The organism is Sphingobacterium sp. UDSM-2020 (assembly GCF_016132525.1).
GTDB lineage: Bacteria > Bacteroidota > Bacteroidia > Sphingobacteriales > Sphingobacteriaceae > Sphingobacterium > Sphingobacterium anhuiense.
The window spans coordinates 2,171,018-2,188,141 of the sequence record NZ_CP066166.1 but is presented as its reverse complement, the minus strand read 5'-3'; the positions used below and the strand labels follow the sequence as shown (position 1 = coordinate 2,188,141).

The following is a 17,124-nucleotide window of genomic DNA, read 5'->3' as shown; positions in this document are numbered from 1 at the left end:
AATTGCTAAGCTTATTATTGATCGATGGTACTATTTTCTTCTTGATATGAAGTCGCCAATTCATTTAATTTGGCTAAAGATTTCATCAATTGATTCCGCTCTTTCTCTGATAAATTTTCCTCGAGATAATGATTAAAATTACGAACGACGTTTTTTGCCATTTCTCTTTTTTCTTTACCCAGCTCTGTTAAATACACTTTAACGGATCGCTTATCAGATGCACTCGCTTCTCTATAAATAAATCCCAACTTCTCTAAATTATTTAACACCCGAGACAAACTAGTTGTTTTCACACCTGTTAAATTGGCGATCTGTGACACGGGGGTTCCCTCTTTATGGATATTAATTAAAATATAACCAGCAGCCTGAGTAAAACCATACTGCGTCGCAATCTGGTTATACTTATTAGCAATAGTCTGCCAACCTGTTTTTAAAAAATAATCGATTGTTTTATTTTGACTCATAATTTGCTTTATTATTTACTATGCAAGCATAACAAATCTAATTTATTTTTTTTGGATTTCAAATAGTTAATATTAAATTTTTAATAAATATTTGACGGAAATGAATAGTACCTTACCAAGGTATTAAAATACCGATTATAATCAACAATATGCCATATTATCAAAATGTGGAAAACTTTTAACAACTACAAACCAACAACTTAAGTAAAACACCCCCACAGTTATTCACATTTGTGTTTTTATATTCAAAATTAAATCGGTTACCTTTGTATAAACAAACATAAACGTATGGCTTTAGTTAATATACCGAGACTTGACTTGTTAAACTTTACTGAGGGGAATTCAGAACAGCGCGGTCAATTTATCCAAGACATTGGAAAAGCTTTTAACGAAACTGGTTTCGTTACTATTGCTAATCATGGTCTATCAAAAGAACTAATAGACGAATTGTATCAAATCGTACCCGCATTCTTCTCATTACCGACAGAAACAAAATTGAAATATGAGTTTCCTGAACTTGCCGGACAAAGAGGGTATACAACAAAAGGTCGCGAAAAAGCAAAAGATTCCACAACTCCAGATTTGAAAGAATTTTGGCAAAGAGGACAAACAATCGTTGGTGAAGAATATAGTAAAACTGATTTTCCTGATAATCCGGAAGTTGCCGAATTACCCCGATTCAGTGAAATCACCGCCGAAGTATATAAAAAACTAGAAGATACTGGTCGTGAATTATTAAAAGCAATTGCAACTTATTTGGAGCTAGAAGAAGATTATTTCGAAAAATTCGTTATCAACGGTAACTCTATTTTACGTGCAATCCATTACTTTCCGATCCAAAATCCTGATGAATTAGCACCTGATGCTGTTCGTGCCGGAGCCCACGAAGATATCAATTTGATTACTTTATTAATTGGAGCGAGTGCTGACGGTCTTGAGGTTATGACAAAAGACGGTGAATGGTTTCCCATTAAAGCTAAAGGCGAAGATATCGTAATCAATGTTGGTGACATGTTGCAGCGCTTAACAAATAATAAATTAAAATCAACTACACACCGTGTCGTTAATCCACCGCGTGAATTAATGGGTAATTCTCGTTTTTCTATTCCTTTCTTCTTACACCCTAAAGCATCAATGAGCTTAGCTTGTTTAGATTCTTGCATTAGCGAAACTTATCCAAAAGCTTATCCTGATTATACTGCAGGTGAATATTTAGATGAACGTTTGAGAGAGATCGGTTTGAAGATGTAATAATAAAGACAGTGTATTATAACAAAAATAAGGCGCTACAGATCAATCTGTAGCGCCTTATTTTTGTTATAGCAAAACTATAATCTTTTGTCAATACTCAGATTACTTACAATTTATAGCCAATACCGACATTCATAAAAATGTTGTGCATCCCAAAACTAATACTTTCAAAACCGGTTTTCATAATGTTATTAAAGCCATAATCAAACTGTGCTAAAGCGAACCATTTCTTATTGATATTATAAGAAGTCCCTAAACTCGCTCCTACATCAATGTTCCGAACACTTTTTGAAAAATCATATGCTGCCTCATCGACAATTAGCTTCTCTCCTGTTGGAACCTCATTTCGCATATAGCCATTTGTAGCTTCACCAAAGAATTTTCTTTTGACAGCAAAAGCAATATAAGGACCTGCTTGAACATTCCACTTTTCAGATAATTTATAAGTAGCTAAAACTGGAATTGAAAGATAAAGGTTGTGCACTTTTGTGGTAATATCACCTGTATAATAACCTCGCATATTTTCATTAGGATCATCGTTCGCATTAAAAGTTGTTTTATATCCTTTAACGGTAGCATCAGCATTCATGCCCTTACCTTCAAATGTTAAACCTAAGATTACTCCCCATTTTTGATCAATTTGATAATTTGCTCTAACTCCCAAAAGAAATGGCACTGCTGGGGTATATTTATTTATTTTTCGAATTTCCTTTGGTAATGATAAAGGAGCAGCTCCTCCGATTTTACCACCCGCAATGATATCAATACTAAAATTATTTCCGACAGTATCCTGCTTCACTTTTTCATCCGCTTGTGCTATCATTGTAAATGTAAAAACCACTAAAGCGATTATATAATATTTCATATTCATTATTTTGTAATTACTTTTAGATCATCAATGATTAACTTACTTCCAACTGCGCCTATAAAACGATCGCCATATTTACTTGAAGACATCACAATAGCAATATTATAATCCAAGCTAGCGATAGCTACGTCATCTACTGTTGCAGAATAAATGAAAGGAATACTGAATTTGGCAAAATCATTTCCCGCGGTTGGTGCACCATTTTGAAGTTTAGCAATTGCGACAACACTTGGATCTTTAAGAATATTGTGACCAGTCAAATAATCTAATGGTTTTTTTATCGCTTTTTGCGATTCTATCAGTTCCTTTCTATTGTATAAAACAGCGTAAATATCACATGAATCCGTCATGTTCAAAACATTCATTTTTTCATCTGTTACAACTGCTCCAGCGGTATATTTAAAATACCCCTCTAATGACAAAGGAATCTTATTAAAAGGCATACCAAAACGGGTTGCAGACAATGGATCCGTTAAAACAGGACCTGTATCAAATGAACCTATAAATAAATTGCCTGCAGCTATGGGTTTGCCAAACATTGCTCCAAACGAACCCGTCGTTTTTGTTTCTAATAAAACTGCTTGTTCTCCTGAGTGGCTGACTTTGGTAGTTTTAGTTGGATAGGCCTCGGGAGTCGGTGGAATTTGCGAAATCATTAACGTTAGTGAAAAACTTGCATTTCCAGATGCCCAATTATAAAAAGGTACACCATCAATTACATCATAAAAAGTAACATACTTATTATCTTTATCTATTTCACTCTGTTCAAATCCAAAATTCAAAGGAACCAAACCTCCTTCAGTACGGCGCATCTTCACGAGGTAATTTTTTGAAAATTGACCGTCTTGTGAAGTCGTTTTATAATATACACCTTTATCAAAATATTGCTTCAGTATAGCCTTTTTTGCATCACTTTCTTCCGGATCTTTTTGTAATGAATCCGTAATTAGTGAAACTGTTGCTCCAGGTGTTACATCAAAATCAATCTTTAAATCCGTAAGGTCAATACCTGGTCTCACATATAAAACTATAGCATTATTAGAAATTAATGGTTCTAACAGCAGGATTTCGTCATTTAATAATTTATTATCACTTAGATGAATCCCAGTAATGTCGGCTTCCATATTTAAAGCCTCATCTTTCACACAGCTGGCAAACAAAAGAGTAGACAGCATGGTGAATAAAAAAGTTATTTTTTTCATCAAATATTTAATTTGGAGAGAATATATAAATAGGAATGTCTTGCTAATCCATTCCAACTAGAATCCGCAAAGTTAAGATTGTTGGGGTAACAACTTAAATTTCGTGGAGAAAAAAGACCTTTGTCTCTAAAACTTGACAATTAAAGGAAATTCAACTGTTATTAAAGATTTTCTTTTATCTTTTTAGGCAATGATGCAAACACAAGATCATAACTATGATCAATTAATTCCAATAACTTTTGGTCTGTTAATTCACGATTTGCATAAACTGTATTCCAATGTTTCTTATTCATATGATAACCTGGAAAAACTGTCTGCAGAAATTCCTGTCTCAAACTAATAGCGTACTCTGGATCACACTTCACATTAAAAGATAGTCCCTCCAATTGATCTAACCCAACTAATAGAAAAACTTTAGAAGCAACTTTAAAAACCAGTGTATCAGGACCAAATGGAAGTTCTTCAGTTACTGCATTTTTTGCTATGCAATAATCGCGTAATTCTTCGATATTCATGTTTGGATTTTTTCTGAAAGTTAAGAAATAATTATTATTTTACCCAATGTACAGCTTGCTGATAAAGATTATAAAAAAAACAAAAAATGTTAATTATTGTAAATAATGCTCTGTTTTTATAACATTCTGATTACACAAATATTAAGAACCGGTTAATATTCTATATTTGACACATAACTTCACCTAAATAGCATTATGAACAGGATATTTTTCCTCCTATTATTTTTTTGCACATCATTAAGTTACGCACAAACTTCTATTAAGGGTAAGGTTATAGATCGAGGCGAAAACAAGCCCCTTTTCAATGCTTCAGTAATCTTACTTACGGCACAAGATTCTATTTTGAAAGTATTTACACGCACAAACGAGGAAGGTAATTTCAATATCCAACCCCCAGAAAAAGGTGCTTATCGCGTACTTGTGACTTATCCAAAATTTGAACTATACAGTGACATCATAAATGTAGAAGATAGCAAGATTGATTTACATGATATTAAGATAAGTTCACGAGCCAATGTTCTTGAAGAGGTTGTTATTACGCAAAAACTACCAATAAAAATTAAAGGTGACACAATAGAATATAATGCCGGTAGTTTTGAAACTGAAAAAAATGCAAAATTGGAAGACCTTCTCCGAAGGTTACCCGGTATGACTGTATCTTCGGACGGAACTATTACTGCTCAGGGGAAAACAGTTTCAAAGGTATTGATAGATGGTGAAGAATTTTTTGGTTATGATCCTAAAATTGCGATTCGCAATGTTAGAGCAGATGCTATTGACAAAGTACAGGTATACGAGAAAAAATCTGATGAAGCTGAATTAACGGGAGTGGATGATGGTGTACGTATCAAAACGGTTAATGTGGTGCTTAAAGAAGAAGCTAGGAAAGGTATTTTCGGAAATGCGAATGCTACAATTGGTACTAAACATTTATTTGATGCGGGTTTATTTGCCGCTAAATTCAATCGTTCTGAACGCATAGGACTAACCGGAAACTGGAACAATATGGGAGGGGGAAATGATTCAAGGATCCGGTCCAATGCCAGCATTCAAGGTAAACCTGAATATAAAAATATTGGCGTAAATTATGACAATGTATTTCTAAAGAAAAGGTTATCGTTAAATTTCAGTTATAATTTCAACAACAACAGCGCTACTAATGAACGAACTTCTAACGTTAAGGAATTATTTGAAGACAAAACACAAGAAACAATAGGAAGTAACAGCTCCGATAACGATACAAAAAATAACAATGTCAGAACACAGGTACGATTCAAAATCGATTCTATCCAAAATCTCGACGTTCAATTGAATGCAGGCAAATCAGACACCTATACTAAAAGTACGTCGAACCGTAGGATCACCATTAATGACACTACACTAACGAACACTTTTGATGAAAATAACAGCTCAAAGGGAAATAATGATAATGCCGATTTCCGTATTAATTATAGAAGAAGACTAAACAATAATGGACGGTCTATTAATGTTCAGTTTAATACGCAATTATCACAAAGTGAATCTATTGGTCAAACAAAATCGATTACAAACTATTATAAAAACAACGCGCTTAACAGAGCTGATACTATAGATCAAAAACGTGTAAACGAAGCGACAAACAATCGAATCGGTGCTTCTCTAAATTTAAATGAGAAATTACTTCAAGACTTGTACCTAACTGTAGGATATACGATGAACAGTAGCGTTTCAAAAAGTCTAAATAGATCATTAAATGCCGATGGACTGGGTGAATATACGTTGTTAGATTCATTATATTCTAAAAATGAAGAAAACAAAAATTTCAATCAGGGTGCAAATATTCAGTTAAACTACAACATTAAAGACAAACTCAATATTAACCTATCAAATACGATGAGCTATAGGAATCAAAAATTAATTGACAGCTATCGTGATATTAATCTCAATCGCAACTTTTGGGATAATAACCTGAATATGAATGTTAATTACAAATTGTCTTTAAACAAAAATTTGATGCTTAGCTACGGTACATCAAACAGAATTCCGACGTTCGGACAATTGATAGCCTTACAACCACAGACAAATCCATTATTTGTACAATTAGGAAACCCCGATTTAAAGAAATCAACTGAAAACTCTTATAATTTCAATTTTAATACCTTTAGCATTTTAAGAAGTTCGAGCTTCAATATCAATGCGGGTATTACAACAACACATAATCCGATTGCAAATAAGAGAATCCTTGATTCTGAAGGGGTGACAACCAGTAATTATGAAAACATACGAGATAAAATAAACTGGTCCGCTAGAGTATACTCTGGTTATAGTAAACCTTTATTTAATAATTTACTTCAGTTCAATCCAAATGCGAATGTAAGCTATGGAAATAGTTACGACTTTCTGAATGGTGTATTGAACAATTCCAAGAACTACAATGCAAGTGCAGGTTTTGGATTAAATAAACAAAATTCTAAGGTTATTGACTTCAACTTCTTTACGAATATAGGTGTTGATCGTGTGGAGACTCTTTTACAACCTGATTTAAACAGTAATAGTCTGAGAGCAAATATCAATACGGATATCAAATACTTCCTACCCTTTAAATTTGATCTGGTGCAGGTTATTAATTATGGATATACGGGTAAGAACAAAGTATACACTAAAGCTATCAATCAATTTTATATGAATATGGAATTAAATAAGAAATTGATGAGCAATAACTTACAATTAAGCTTAAAAGCATTTGATATTTTTAAAACATTCAATACTACCAATCGCTCATTTGACAGCAGTAAATTTTCGGAATCACAACAACAGATGCTTACTCAATATTTCATGCTTGGATTGAAATGGGATTTTAACAAAAACTTAGGAAAGAAAAATGACTAAATTATTAATAGGTTTCATTCTTTTGCTATTTGGCACAGATGCATTTGCGCAACATGCTTACTTTGCAACAAAAGGAACCATCAATTTTGAGAAAGTAGTGTATACGAAAGCGAGAATGCGGGAATTGATGGCAAAGCATAGCGGCAATCGAGGCGGTATGATGTATATGGGAAATATTGATGAAATGCCAGAAAGTTCTACATCCAATTTTGTTCTGAAGTTTGATGAGAACCAGACATTGATGGAGTCCAATGCAGAAGATACGCCAACAAAGCCCAATACCTCACCTGCAAATACAAGAGTTGGAAGAGGTTCAGGAGGAGGGCGAGGGAATGCAGGAGCAAATCAACGAACAGGCACAAATGGAGGTGGCGGTATGCGTGGCATGGGCAGAGGAAACAACAGAATGGGCGATAAAACTTATTTTCAGAACCTTAAAGCTAAGCTTTCTGAAGTACAGCTTCAAATTGACGAAAAAATTATTATAACAGATAGTCTTCAGGATGTCACATGGCGATTCACAGATGAGTTTAGAACAATTGCAGGGTATGAATGTAGACGTGTAAATGGGGCGACGAAAGATTCACTTTATCTAATCGCTTTTTATTCAGAAGAGATTCCTGTCTCAGGAGGGCCGGTATTAACAGGAGGATTGCCCGGAATGATCTTGGGACTTGTTATTCCTGAAATGCATATCAATTATTGGGCGACTGAGGTAAAATTCACCACTGATCAGGTATCAAGTTCGTGGAAAGATAAAAAGGCAAAAGAGATGTCATCCAACGAATTTTTTAAATTGCTTTCAGGCAGTATGTTTAGGGGAAGAGGTAACAGTGATGCACAACAAAGAAGACAAATATTAGAGCAGATTCTTTATTAAAGAATCTGCTCTAATCGGTTATCGACTAAGTATGTCAACTAATTCCTCCTGTATGGCAACTCCTTTATCTTGATTATACCATTTTTGAATCTCTTCTTTAATGTCATTAAATTCAGCTCCTTTACCTTTCATCATAACAAATAGATCTGTACAGCCCTGAGGGCGCGGTCCCCATACAGCCAAGTCATCACCTTGCTCATTACGAATCACTAATTTAGGAATAGACTTTCCGCCATTGGTCAAATATTGGTTAATTGTATAAGGTTCCGAATCACGTAACTGTATATCCAGAACAAGCAATGGATTACTCTTCACCATCTGGTAAATCATGGGGACAGAATGAGCGGCATCACCGCACCATGGTTCTGTTATTAAGATCCAATGTTGCTTGGTTGCAATCCCGTTCATAAATGAAGCTGTTTCAGCATTGGGTTCAAATTTTTTCAACCAGCGATTCATCCTCGACCAATTTAATTTGGTGTAATTAAAAATTTCTTCGTCTTGATAACCTTCATAATTCTCGGGATTTTCTACGATAGCTTTAAAATAGGATACGTATTCTTCGAACTGCATATATTAGCTTTTATATTTTGGGATACAATATGACAAAATTTTGCCATTTGCACAATTCAGACGAAATAAAGAAACATAGAAATGACAGTTTGTCACCAATTCTGACGTTTACTTGTCAATTTTATTCATTTTCATCAAAACAAAATGATTGGCACAAGGGTTGATTAGGTAGGTATACAACAAACAGATTAGTAAAAAATAAATATATATAATATGTCTAAAATAATAGGAATCGACTTAGGTACGACCAATTCATGTGTTGCTGTAATGGAAGGTAACGAACCGGTAGTTATTGCTAACAATGAGGGTAAACGTACAACCCCTTCTATCGTTGCTTTTGTTGAAGGTGGAGAGCGTAAGGTAGGTGATCCAGCAAAACGTCAAGCGATCACAAACCCGACTAAAACTATTTACTCTATTAAACGCTTTATGGGTTTATCTTATGATGAGTCTGTAAATGAAGCGCAACATGTACCTTATAATGTAGTAAAAGGCGACAACAATACACCACGTGTAGAAATTGACGACCGTAAATATACACCTCAAGAAATTTCAGCTATGATTCTTCAAAAAATGAAGAAAACTGCAGAAGATTTCTTAGGTCAAGAAGTAACTGAAGCTGTAATTACAGTTCCTGCATACTTCAATGATGCACAACGTCAAGCAACTAAAGAAGCTGGTGAGATCGCTGGTTTAACCGTTAAACGTATCATCAACGAGCCAACAGCTGCTGCTTTAGCTTATGGTTTAGATAAAGCACACAAAGACATGAAAATTGTTGTTTTTGACTGTGGTGGTGGTACACATGACGTTTCAGTATTGGAATTAGGTGATGGTGTATTTGAAGTTAAATCTACTGACGGTGATACACACTTAGGTGGTGATGACTTTGATAATGTAATCATCAACTGGTTAAATGACGAGTTTAAAAACGAAAACAATGGCTTTGACTTGAAAAAAGATCCAATGGCATTGCAACGTTTGAAAGAAGCTGCTGAGAAAGCTAAAATTGAATTATCAAGCACAACTTCTACTGAAATCAACTTGCCATACATCACTGCTGATGCAACAGGCCCGAAACACTTAGTTCGTCCTTTATCACGTGCTAAATTTGAAAGCTTAGCTGCTGATTTGATCAAACGTACAATTGATCCTTGTCGTTCTGCATTGAAAAATGCTGGATTCAGTACAGGTGATATCGATGAGATCATCTTAGTTGGTGGTTCTACACGTATCCCTGCAATCGTTGATGCAGTAAAAGCATTCTTCGGAAAAGAGCCTTCTAAAGGTGTTAACCCTGATGAAGTTGTAGCATTAGGTGCTGCTATCCAAGGTGGTGTATTAACTGGTGAAGTGAAAGACGTATTATTATTAGACGTTACTCCTTTATCATTAGGTATCGAAACAATGGGTGGTGTGATGACTAAATTAATTGAAGCAAATACAACTATTCCTACTAAAAAGTCTGAAACGTTCTCAACTGCTTCTGATAATCAACCATCTGTTGAAATCCACATCTTACAAGGAGAGCGTCCAATGGCTGCTCAAAACCGTACGATTGGCCGTTTCCACTTAAATGATATTCCTTCTGCTCCTCGTGGTGTTCCTCAAATTGAAGTGACATTCGACATCGATGCAAATGGTATCATTAAAGTTTCTGCTAAAGATAAAGCAACTGGAAAAGAGCAAAATATCCGTATTGAAGCTTCATCTGGTTTATCTGACGAAGAAATCAAAAAAATGAAAGAAGAAGCTGAAGCAAATGCTGAAGCGGATCAAAAAATGAAAGAAGAAGCTGATAAAATCAATGGTGCAGATGCTTTGATTTTCTCAACTGAAAAACAATTAAAAGAATACGGAGATAAAATTTCAGCAGATAAAAAAGCGGCTATTGAAGCTGGTTTAGTAAAATTGAAAGCTGCTTTTGAAGCAAGAAGTTTTGCTGATATCGATTCAGCTTCTGCAGAAGTAAACAATGCTTGGAATGCTGCTTCTGAAGAGATGTATGCTGCTTCACAAGGTGGTTCACAACCTCAAGGTGATGCTGGTCAAGCAAACAATGGTGGTAACCAAGGTGGTGATGACGTAACTGACGTAGAATACGAAGAAGTTAAATAATTACACTCCTTTTAAATAATAAAAAGCTCGAAGATGAATCTTCGAGCTTTTTTATTATTAGGCCAAGTCTGAATCTTCCAATTGGAATAATTCTTCTATACTTTTATCCAATACTCTTGATAACTTAAGTGCCAATACAGTTGAAGGAACATATTTCGCAGCTTCCAAGGCATTGATTGTCTGTCTACTTACTCCGACTTTATTTGCTAACTGTTCTTGTGAATAATCTTTCATCAGTCGATTGATTTTAATATTATTCTTCATGCGCTAACCTCCTATTCATTTTAAAAACCTGGAACCGAAAAATAATAATATAAAGCAATAATATAATATTTGGACTTAAAAATGCCAGGCTTATATACCAACTACCATAAACAAATGCAATTAATAATACATTGAAAATAGCAAAAGAAATAATAGACCAGGACCAAGAATAAAGACGAATAGAATTAATCATTTCATCCTCATACTTATACTTCGTAAATGCAATAAAACTCAACCCTAAAAAGATCGATAAAAGCTGTAATGTTAGTGACATTTCTGTATTAATAATTTCAAAAGGACCATTTTCACCACCTAAAATTGCAAAAGTAGAAAATGAAAAATCAAATGGTATACCTTTCAACCATGGATAATTAGTAATTAAAATATTATTTTCTTTCAGCGGATATAGGATGCTAGAAATTAAAAACATGAGGACTAATCCTAATCCAATCCACCGGAAGTACCGGGGTAATAAAGGAATTTTTTTCATAATGATTTTAAGTTTTATATTGTTGGTACGACAAATGTAAAACTAATCATACATATTGACAAGTATTTTTTACAAAATGTAAAAAATACTTGTCAATCTATTGTGTATTTTATTGTGATGAATACTGGAGTGCTATTTTTTGTAATGGCTTAATATTCCTTTATCTAATGTTGCCCATATACCCGCTGGCATATTCGCTTTTTTAAGAGCTTCGTTCGTCCAAGTATTGCATGAGTAAAACATGCTGTAAGATCCTTTGGCTTCATAAAAAGCATCCGAATCACCATACTGTGCACTGGTATTAATTACAATTGGTTTATTTTCAGTATCATATTCCAACGATGATTTCACAAAATCAATAAGGGTCTGATATTGTACTGTATCAATCATATACTTGTAACAGAGCTCATTCTCCTCTACAGATTTATGATAGGTAATATGTAGTGCCGTTTCACCAATGCCAGTTGCTGCTACAAATGCTGTCGAAGCTTTTAGATCTTTCCATTCTGGGGTATTTAAATAAAAGCCCTTATCTCCCCATCCTATTCCCATGTAACTGTATGTGGTATCTTTTCCCTTATTATTACTTAATGGAAATAGATGCGTCCAATCCATCAGATTATTTTTAACAGGGAATACTAAATCTGTATGCACACCATTTGACATAATATATACCGTTATATCTTTTGGTAGTACAGAATTTTCTCTATGTGCACTTATTCGCGATAAGACACGTTCTGACAACCAATAAATAAATACAATTAGAATGAGTGTGATAAGAATATATAAGAGCACTTTTAATATTTTTTTCATGTTTATAATGGACTTGATCTTAAAATGATAATACCTTCTAATATTCAAACATAAAAAAAACCCGCAACAAATATTGCGGGTTTAGAAAATACTACGATAATATTTTAAAATAATTTCTCTGGATATGCACCATCTGCAATCAATTTTAGGATTGATGCCTGCACAATTTCCTTATCTTCTTTATAAGTAACACCGAACCATTTTGATGAGGTTGGGATAACTTTAAAATCTGCTTGCTTTGTTTGCACGAAATAATCTGCAACAGAAGGAATGAAGAATTCAGATTTAGGATCTTCCGAATTTTTCTCAACAAAATCTCTAAACATGCCTTCAGCCACTTCAAATACTTTTGGAGTAAAGCCCCAGAAATTCATAGATACACGACTTTCCGGATCCAACTCTGTTATTACATCACCTTCTTCGAAAACTATTTTTTTCTCGCCTTCAATTTCTTTATAGTAGATTTTAGTACGTTCCGTAACACTTTCCATATGTCCTGAAGGACTTACTACACATACCCCTCTAGATACATAACCATAATCAGATAACGTATTACCAACTTGAAATCCCATCAAAGCCATTTGGTTATCTGATACTTCAGTTGTTAAGAACTTAGACATTTTTTCGTAAGAATCCGTACCGTAAAAATCATCTGCATTAATCACACAGAAAGGTCCATCAACGTGATTTTTTGCACTCATTACAGCGTGTGCAGTACCCCAAGGTTTAGCACGCTCTATTTCACGGTCAATACCATACTTCTTTAAATCAAAATCTTGGAAAGCGTAATCTACTTCGATTTTTCCTTTTAACTTTTCGTCAAAGACTTCTTTCATTTTATCTAAAAATTCTTCACGAATTATAAATACTACTTTGCCAAATCCAGCATTAATAGCATCATAGATAGAATAATCAATAATAGTTTCGCCGTGAGGCCCAAAAGCATCAATCTGTTTCAATGATCCGTAACGGCTAGCCATACCTGCTGCCAAAATTAATAAAGTTGGTTTACTCATATCCAATTTCTAGGTCGTTTCTAGTTTAAATTTGTGCAAATATATAAATATTAGATTACTTTTTCTTAAAGAATGCTGTTAACAAACCACTTGCCAGTTTCCCCAACAACTTTACCCCTTCTCTTGCAAGTGTAGTCGTCGCTGTTTTCTGAGCGGCTTCTAGTGGTGTTTGTCTTCTCGAACTGCTCTTAGCAAGCTTAGCCTCTTCTTTTTCTCGATCTTGCTGTATCAGCTGATCATTTGCCACTTTCATTCTTTCATCAACAATCTCAGCTGCAGAGCGATTTTCCTCACGTTGTTGATATTTCAAATACAAATCAGATTGCTTGACAAGCTGATCGTAAGTTGTTGCATCTGCAGGTCCCATGACAGCTCTTGCTGGTACCAGATGTGTGGCAACAACTTCTGTAGGAATTCCTTTATCATTCAGCACTGTAATGAGTGCCTGCCCTGTTCCTAAGGATGTTAATATTTGATCGATTGCATAAAAATCTGATTTAGGATATGTTTTGACAGTTTTTCTTAAATTCTCAGCATCATTCGGAGTAAAAGCACGTAAAGCATGCTGTACGCGATTCCCCAACTGTGCCAACACAGACTCGGGAATATCTGTTGGTGACTGAGTACAAAAGAATACGCCTATACCTTTTGATCGAATCAATCTAACGATCTGCTCTACCTGCGTCAGAAATGCTTTAGAAGCATCTTTAAATAGTAGATGAGCTTCATCAAAGAAAAATACCAACTTTGGTTTATCCAAATCGCCTACTTCTGGTAAATTTTTAAACAACTGGGCTAATATACTTAATAGAAATGTTGAAAATAACACCGGTTGATCCTGAACATCCGAAATATTCAATAAACTAATGACACCTCTGCCATCTACTTTTTGAAATAAATCTTGGATATCAAATTCCTTCTCTCCAAATATATGAGCAACACCCTGTTGTTCTATAGCAACTATCTTACGTAAAATAGTTCCAGAACTCGATGTACTTATTTTACCATAATCATCTTTAATCTCCTCACTTCCTGGACCATCGGCGAGATAACTCAGTAACTTTTTAACATCATTAAAATCAACCAAAGGCATATTATGATCTTGTGCATATTTAAAGATTGCAGCTAACACTCCAGTTTGTGTATCATTCAGTTCTAAAATACGGGACAAAAGAATAGGACCAACATCAGATACTTTTATCCGCATTGTTGTTCCTTTATTACCTGTCAAAGAAAATAATTCGATGGGAAAACTCGCTGGTACAAACGGAACGCCCACAGCATCTCCACGATCTATAAGCGCTTGATTGGTTTGTCCTTCAACAGCTAAGCCCGATAAATCTCCCTTAACATCTAGCATAAACACGGGAACTCCTGCATCAGACAACTGTTCTGCAATTAATTGCAAAGTACGTGTTTTCCCAGTTCCGGTTGCTCCTGCAATTAAGCCATGTCGATTCATCATTTTTAAAGCCAGGTTAACTTTAGCCTCTGATAAAATATTACCGTCCAAAATACCTGCACCTAAATATATATAGGCTCCCTTTGGATTGTATGATGCTTTTACTTTTTCAATAAATAGTGTTTGATCTTCCATTACTTAATTTGCTAATTTTTAAAACCCAAACAGTTAACGCTTGAGAAATCTCTTCACTTTTTACATGTTATATTTCCTCTATTAAAGATAGAACGAAATATTGAGTCTTTGTAATTTTTTTGTCAGCATGGATTTTTTTTAAAAAAGTTCACAATTTTTTAACATGAAAAATGTATTTTTACATACTCTAAATAGGGGACAGATACAGTTTTGAAGAAAAATGTTTAATAAAAAAATTAGAAATATAGCCGCTTTATTATGTGCTTTAATCTTTTTCACAAAGATGAGCATATCAATAACACCTATATTTTCATCTTTATTAGATCAAAATACTATTCTTCAAATTGTGCTTCAATTAGAAATTGAGAACAACAATGGAGCACATAGTGATCATAATGAGTCCGGATCAAAGTTTTTTAATGCCAAAACTGAAGAATCTTACTTTTTAGCGATCATAACTGATAACCACGGAAAACAAAAGCACTACTTGAAAAATGAAAAAAGTATTCGTGCATTCCACCCATCTGTTCCTACGCCGCCTCCTAACTGCTAGGCTTCCTGTACATGCTTTGGCATGACCTCAACTTTGGTCAGATCTGACTAAAGGAAAATCTTATATAAAAAAAACAGGTAAAATTTTAGACAAAAACTAATGTTTGGAACTCGTATGTCTGCTTTTCTGAAACTATCGAAAAGAGACTTAAAATATGATGTACCCGCTAGTGTTGTGGTGTTTTTAGTAGCACTTCCACTATGTTTGGGTATTGCAATGGCTTCTGGTGCGCCATTGTTTGCAGGATTGTTAACTGGAGTAATTGGCGGTGTAGTCGTTTCTTCTATCAGTAAATCACCTTTAAGCGTCAGTGGTCCTGCAGCTGGTCTTACAGTTATCGTTTTGGGAGCCATTCAGAGTCTTGGAGCTTATGAAACGTTTTTATTAGCCGTAGTTATTGCTGGAATACTTCAGTTGATTCTAGGTATTGTAAAGGCGGGAATGATTGGTAATTATTTCCCATCCTCGGTTATTGTTGGAATGCTTGCTGCCATTGGGATTACCATTATATTAAAGCAAATTCCTTTGGCACTTGGTATGTTGGAAACACATGCTTTTGAGCTTGATAACGGCCATGGAATTGGCGCATTTACAGACACGTTGGTATCTTCAATTGGCCCTGGGGCTTTGATTATCTGTATCTTATCACTGATTGTTTTAATTTATTGGCCAAGCATACCGAAATTGAAAAGCATTCCTGCTCCACTAATCGTAGTGGCTTTAGGTATCGGATTATCATTTGCCTTTAATGGAACAGCATTTCAATTAGCAGAGTCACAGTTTGTACTTGTACCTATTGTTAATTCCTTTGCGGAATTTACAGGGCTGTTTACGCTTCCCGATTTCACACAGATCATCAATAAAGAAGTTTGGATTGTCGCTTTCACCATTGCGATCATAGCCAGTTTAGAAACACTATTGAGTATTGAAGCGGTCGATAAAATTGATCCATTTAAAAGAAATACGCCAACCAATCGGGAGCTGATTGCACAAGGAGTTGGTAACATAACAAGTGGTCTATTGGGTGGTTTACCAATGACGTCAGTTATTGTACGTTCATCAGCGAATGTAAATGCTGGAGGAAGAACAAGACAATCTGCCTTACTTCATGGTATGTGGTTATTACTAGCGATTCTGATCATACCTAACGTATTAAATTTTATTCCACTATCTTGTTTAGCTGCTATTTTATTGCAAACTGGCTATAAGCTAGCGAAACCAGCTTTATTTACATCTATGTATAAAAAAGGACTTGACCAGTTTATTCCTTTCTTTGCAACAATTGTGGCAATTGTATTGACAGACTTATTAATGGGTGTAGGTATTGGTCTTGTGGTAGCCACTTTTTATATTTTAAAAGCTAATATGCAGAATGCTTTCAAATTTGATATCGTCAAACAAAATGATTACGACAAAGCTGTAATCACTTTAGCGGAAGAAGTATCTTTTTTAAACAAAGCTCCTATTCAACAAAAGCTTTATAGTCTTCCAAAATCTGTTGGCCTTATTGTTATTAACGGTACAGGTAGTAAATTCATTGATAAAGATGTTATCGAGGTCATTAAAGATTTTGAACAGAATGCCCTGACCAAAGGAAAGCGCATTGAATTGACAGATATTGAATACAAGAAAAAATAATAAAATAAAAACAA

At 34.7% G+C, this 17,124-nt stretch carries 16 protein-coding genes; 6 read left to right on the top strand and 10 right to left on the bottom strand.

What is annotated here, in order from left to right; genetic code table 11:
- Positions 1 to 14 precede the first annotated feature (14 nt).
- Positions 15 to 464 (bottom strand): MarR family winged helix-turn-helix transcriptional regulator, encoded by a 450-nt coding sequence (locus JAZ75_RS09335; protein ID WP_021187929.1) that lies wholly within the window; start codon positions 462 to 464, stop codon positions 15 to 17.
- Positions 465 to 752: 288 nt separating this feature from the next.
- On the opposite strand from JAZ75_RS09335, the gene JAZ75_RS09330 reads away from it, so the two are divergent.
- On the top strand, positions 753 to 1,715 hold the full coding sequence (locus JAZ75_RS09330; RefSeq protein WP_045752411.1) for an isopenicillin N synthase family dioxygenase: 963 nt from the start codon (positions 753 to 755) through the stop codon (positions 1,713 to 1,715).
- Positions 1,716 to 1,821: 106 nt separating this feature from the next.
- Here the strand turns inward: JAZ75_RS09330 and JAZ75_RS09325 are convergent, their stop codons facing one another.
- From JAZ75_RS09325 to JAZ75_RS09315, 3 genes are all read right to left on the bottom strand, one after another.
- On the bottom strand, positions 1,822 to 2,580 hold the full coding sequence (locus JAZ75_RS09325) for a porin family protein (protein ID WP_232789397.1): 759 nt from the start codon (positions 2,578 to 2,580) through the stop codon (positions 1,822 to 1,824).
- Between the two features lie 5 nt (positions 2,581 to 2,585).
- Complete coding sequence (locus JAZ75_RS09320) at positions 2,586 to 3,785, bottom strand: PCMD domain-containing protein (RefSeq protein WP_132840991.1); 1,200 nt, start codon at positions 3,783 to 3,785, stop codon at positions 2,586 to 2,588.
- Between the two features lie 161 nt (positions 3,786 to 3,946).
- Entirely contained in the window at positions 3,947 to 4,300 is a 354-nt protein-coding gene (locus tag JAZ75_RS09315; RefSeq protein WP_208701427.1) for an MmcQ/YjbR family DNA-binding protein, read from the bottom strand.
- A gap of 195 nt (positions 4,301 to 4,495) precedes the next feature.
- On the opposite strand from JAZ75_RS09315, the gene JAZ75_RS09310 reads away from it, so the two are divergent.
- Together JAZ75_RS09310 and JAZ75_RS09305 are read left to right on the top strand one after the other, a co-directional pair.
- A complete protein-coding gene (locus JAZ75_RS09310; RefSeq protein ID WP_208701425.1) occupies positions 4,496 to 7,168 on the top strand; it encodes a TonB-dependent receptor domain-containing protein in 2,673 nt (890 codons plus the stop codon).
- Entirely contained in the window at positions 7,161 to 8,048 is an 888-nt protein-coding gene (locus tag JAZ75_RS09305; protein ID WP_208701423.1) for a GLPGLI family protein, read from the top strand. The genes JAZ75_RS09310 and JAZ75_RS09305 overlap by 8 nt, the downstream gene beginning before the upstream one ends.
- Before the next feature lie 18 nt (positions 8,049 to 8,066).
- Here JAZ75_RS09305 and JAZ75_RS09300 read toward each other — a convergent pair whose 3' ends face one another.
- Complete coding sequence (locus tag JAZ75_RS09300; protein ID WP_021190152.1) at positions 8,067 to 8,621, bottom strand: thioredoxin family protein; 555 nt, start codon at positions 8,619 to 8,621, stop codon at positions 8,067 to 8,069.
- A gap of 213 nt (positions 8,622 to 8,834) precedes the next feature.
- Between JAZ75_RS09300 and dnaK the strand changes: the two genes are divergently transcribed.
- Positions 8,835 to 10,739 (top strand): molecular chaperone DnaK, encoded by a 1,905-nt coding sequence (gene dnaK / locus JAZ75_RS09295; protein ID WP_132769309.1) that lies wholly within the window; start codon positions 8,835 to 8,837, stop codon positions 10,737 to 10,739.
- A gap of 57 nt (positions 10,740 to 10,796) precedes the next feature.
- On the opposite strand, the gene JAZ75_RS09290 is transcribed toward dnaK, so the two are convergent.
- The 5 genes from JAZ75_RS09290 to JAZ75_RS09270 form a co-directional block, all read right to left on the bottom strand.
- On the bottom strand, positions 10,797 to 11,003 hold the full coding sequence (locus tag JAZ75_RS09290) for a helix-turn-helix transcriptional regulator (protein ID WP_132840984.1): 207 nt from the start codon (positions 11,001 to 11,003) through the stop codon (positions 10,797 to 10,799).
- Positions 10,993 to 11,493 carry a hypothetical protein gene (locus tag JAZ75_RS09285; protein WP_208701420.1) on the bottom strand — a complete coding sequence of 167 codons (501 nt, stop codon included), beginning with the start codon at positions 11,491 to 11,493 and terminating at the stop codon, positions 10,993 to 10,995. Before JAZ75_RS09285 ends, JAZ75_RS09290 begins: the two co-directional genes overlap by 11 nt.
- 132 nt (positions 11,494 to 11,625) lie before the next feature.
- On the bottom strand, positions 11,626 to 12,306 hold the full coding sequence (locus tag JAZ75_RS09280; RefSeq protein WP_221197918.1) for a TIGR02117 family protein: 681 nt from the start codon (positions 12,304 to 12,306) through the stop codon (positions 11,626 to 11,628).
- A gap of 104 nt (positions 12,307 to 12,410) precedes the next feature.
- The gene (locus tag JAZ75_RS09275; RefSeq protein ID WP_208701418.1) at positions 12,411 to 13,322 is read right to left on the bottom strand and encodes a sugar phosphate nucleotidyltransferase; all 912 of its coding nucleotides are present in this window, start codon (positions 13,320 to 13,322) and stop codon (positions 12,411 to 12,413) included.
- Positions 13,323 to 13,377: 55 nt separating this feature from the next.
- Positions 13,378 to 14,919, bottom strand: a complete 1,542-nt coding sequence (locus tag JAZ75_RS09270; RefSeq protein ID WP_208701416.1) for a helicase HerA-like domain-containing protein — start codon at positions 14,917 to 14,919, stop codon at positions 13,378 to 13,380.
- Positions 14,920 to 15,202: 283 nt separating this feature from the next.
- Between JAZ75_RS09270 and JAZ75_RS09265 the strand changes: the two genes are divergently transcribed.
- Both JAZ75_RS09265 and JAZ75_RS09260 read left to right on the top strand, forming a co-directional pair.
- Positions 15,203 to 15,472 carry a hypothetical protein gene (locus JAZ75_RS09265; protein WP_031288376.1) on the top strand — a complete coding sequence of 90 codons (270 nt, stop codon included), beginning with the start codon at positions 15,203 to 15,205 and terminating at the stop codon, positions 15,470 to 15,472.
- A gap of 99 nt (positions 15,473 to 15,571) precedes the next feature.
- Positions 15,572 to 17,110 (top strand): SulP family inorganic anion transporter, encoded by a 1,539-nt coding sequence (locus JAZ75_RS09260; RefSeq protein ID WP_183917472.1) that lies wholly within the window; start codon positions 15,572 to 15,574, stop codon positions 17,108 to 17,110.
- Positions 17,111 to 17,124 lie beyond the last annotated feature (14 nt).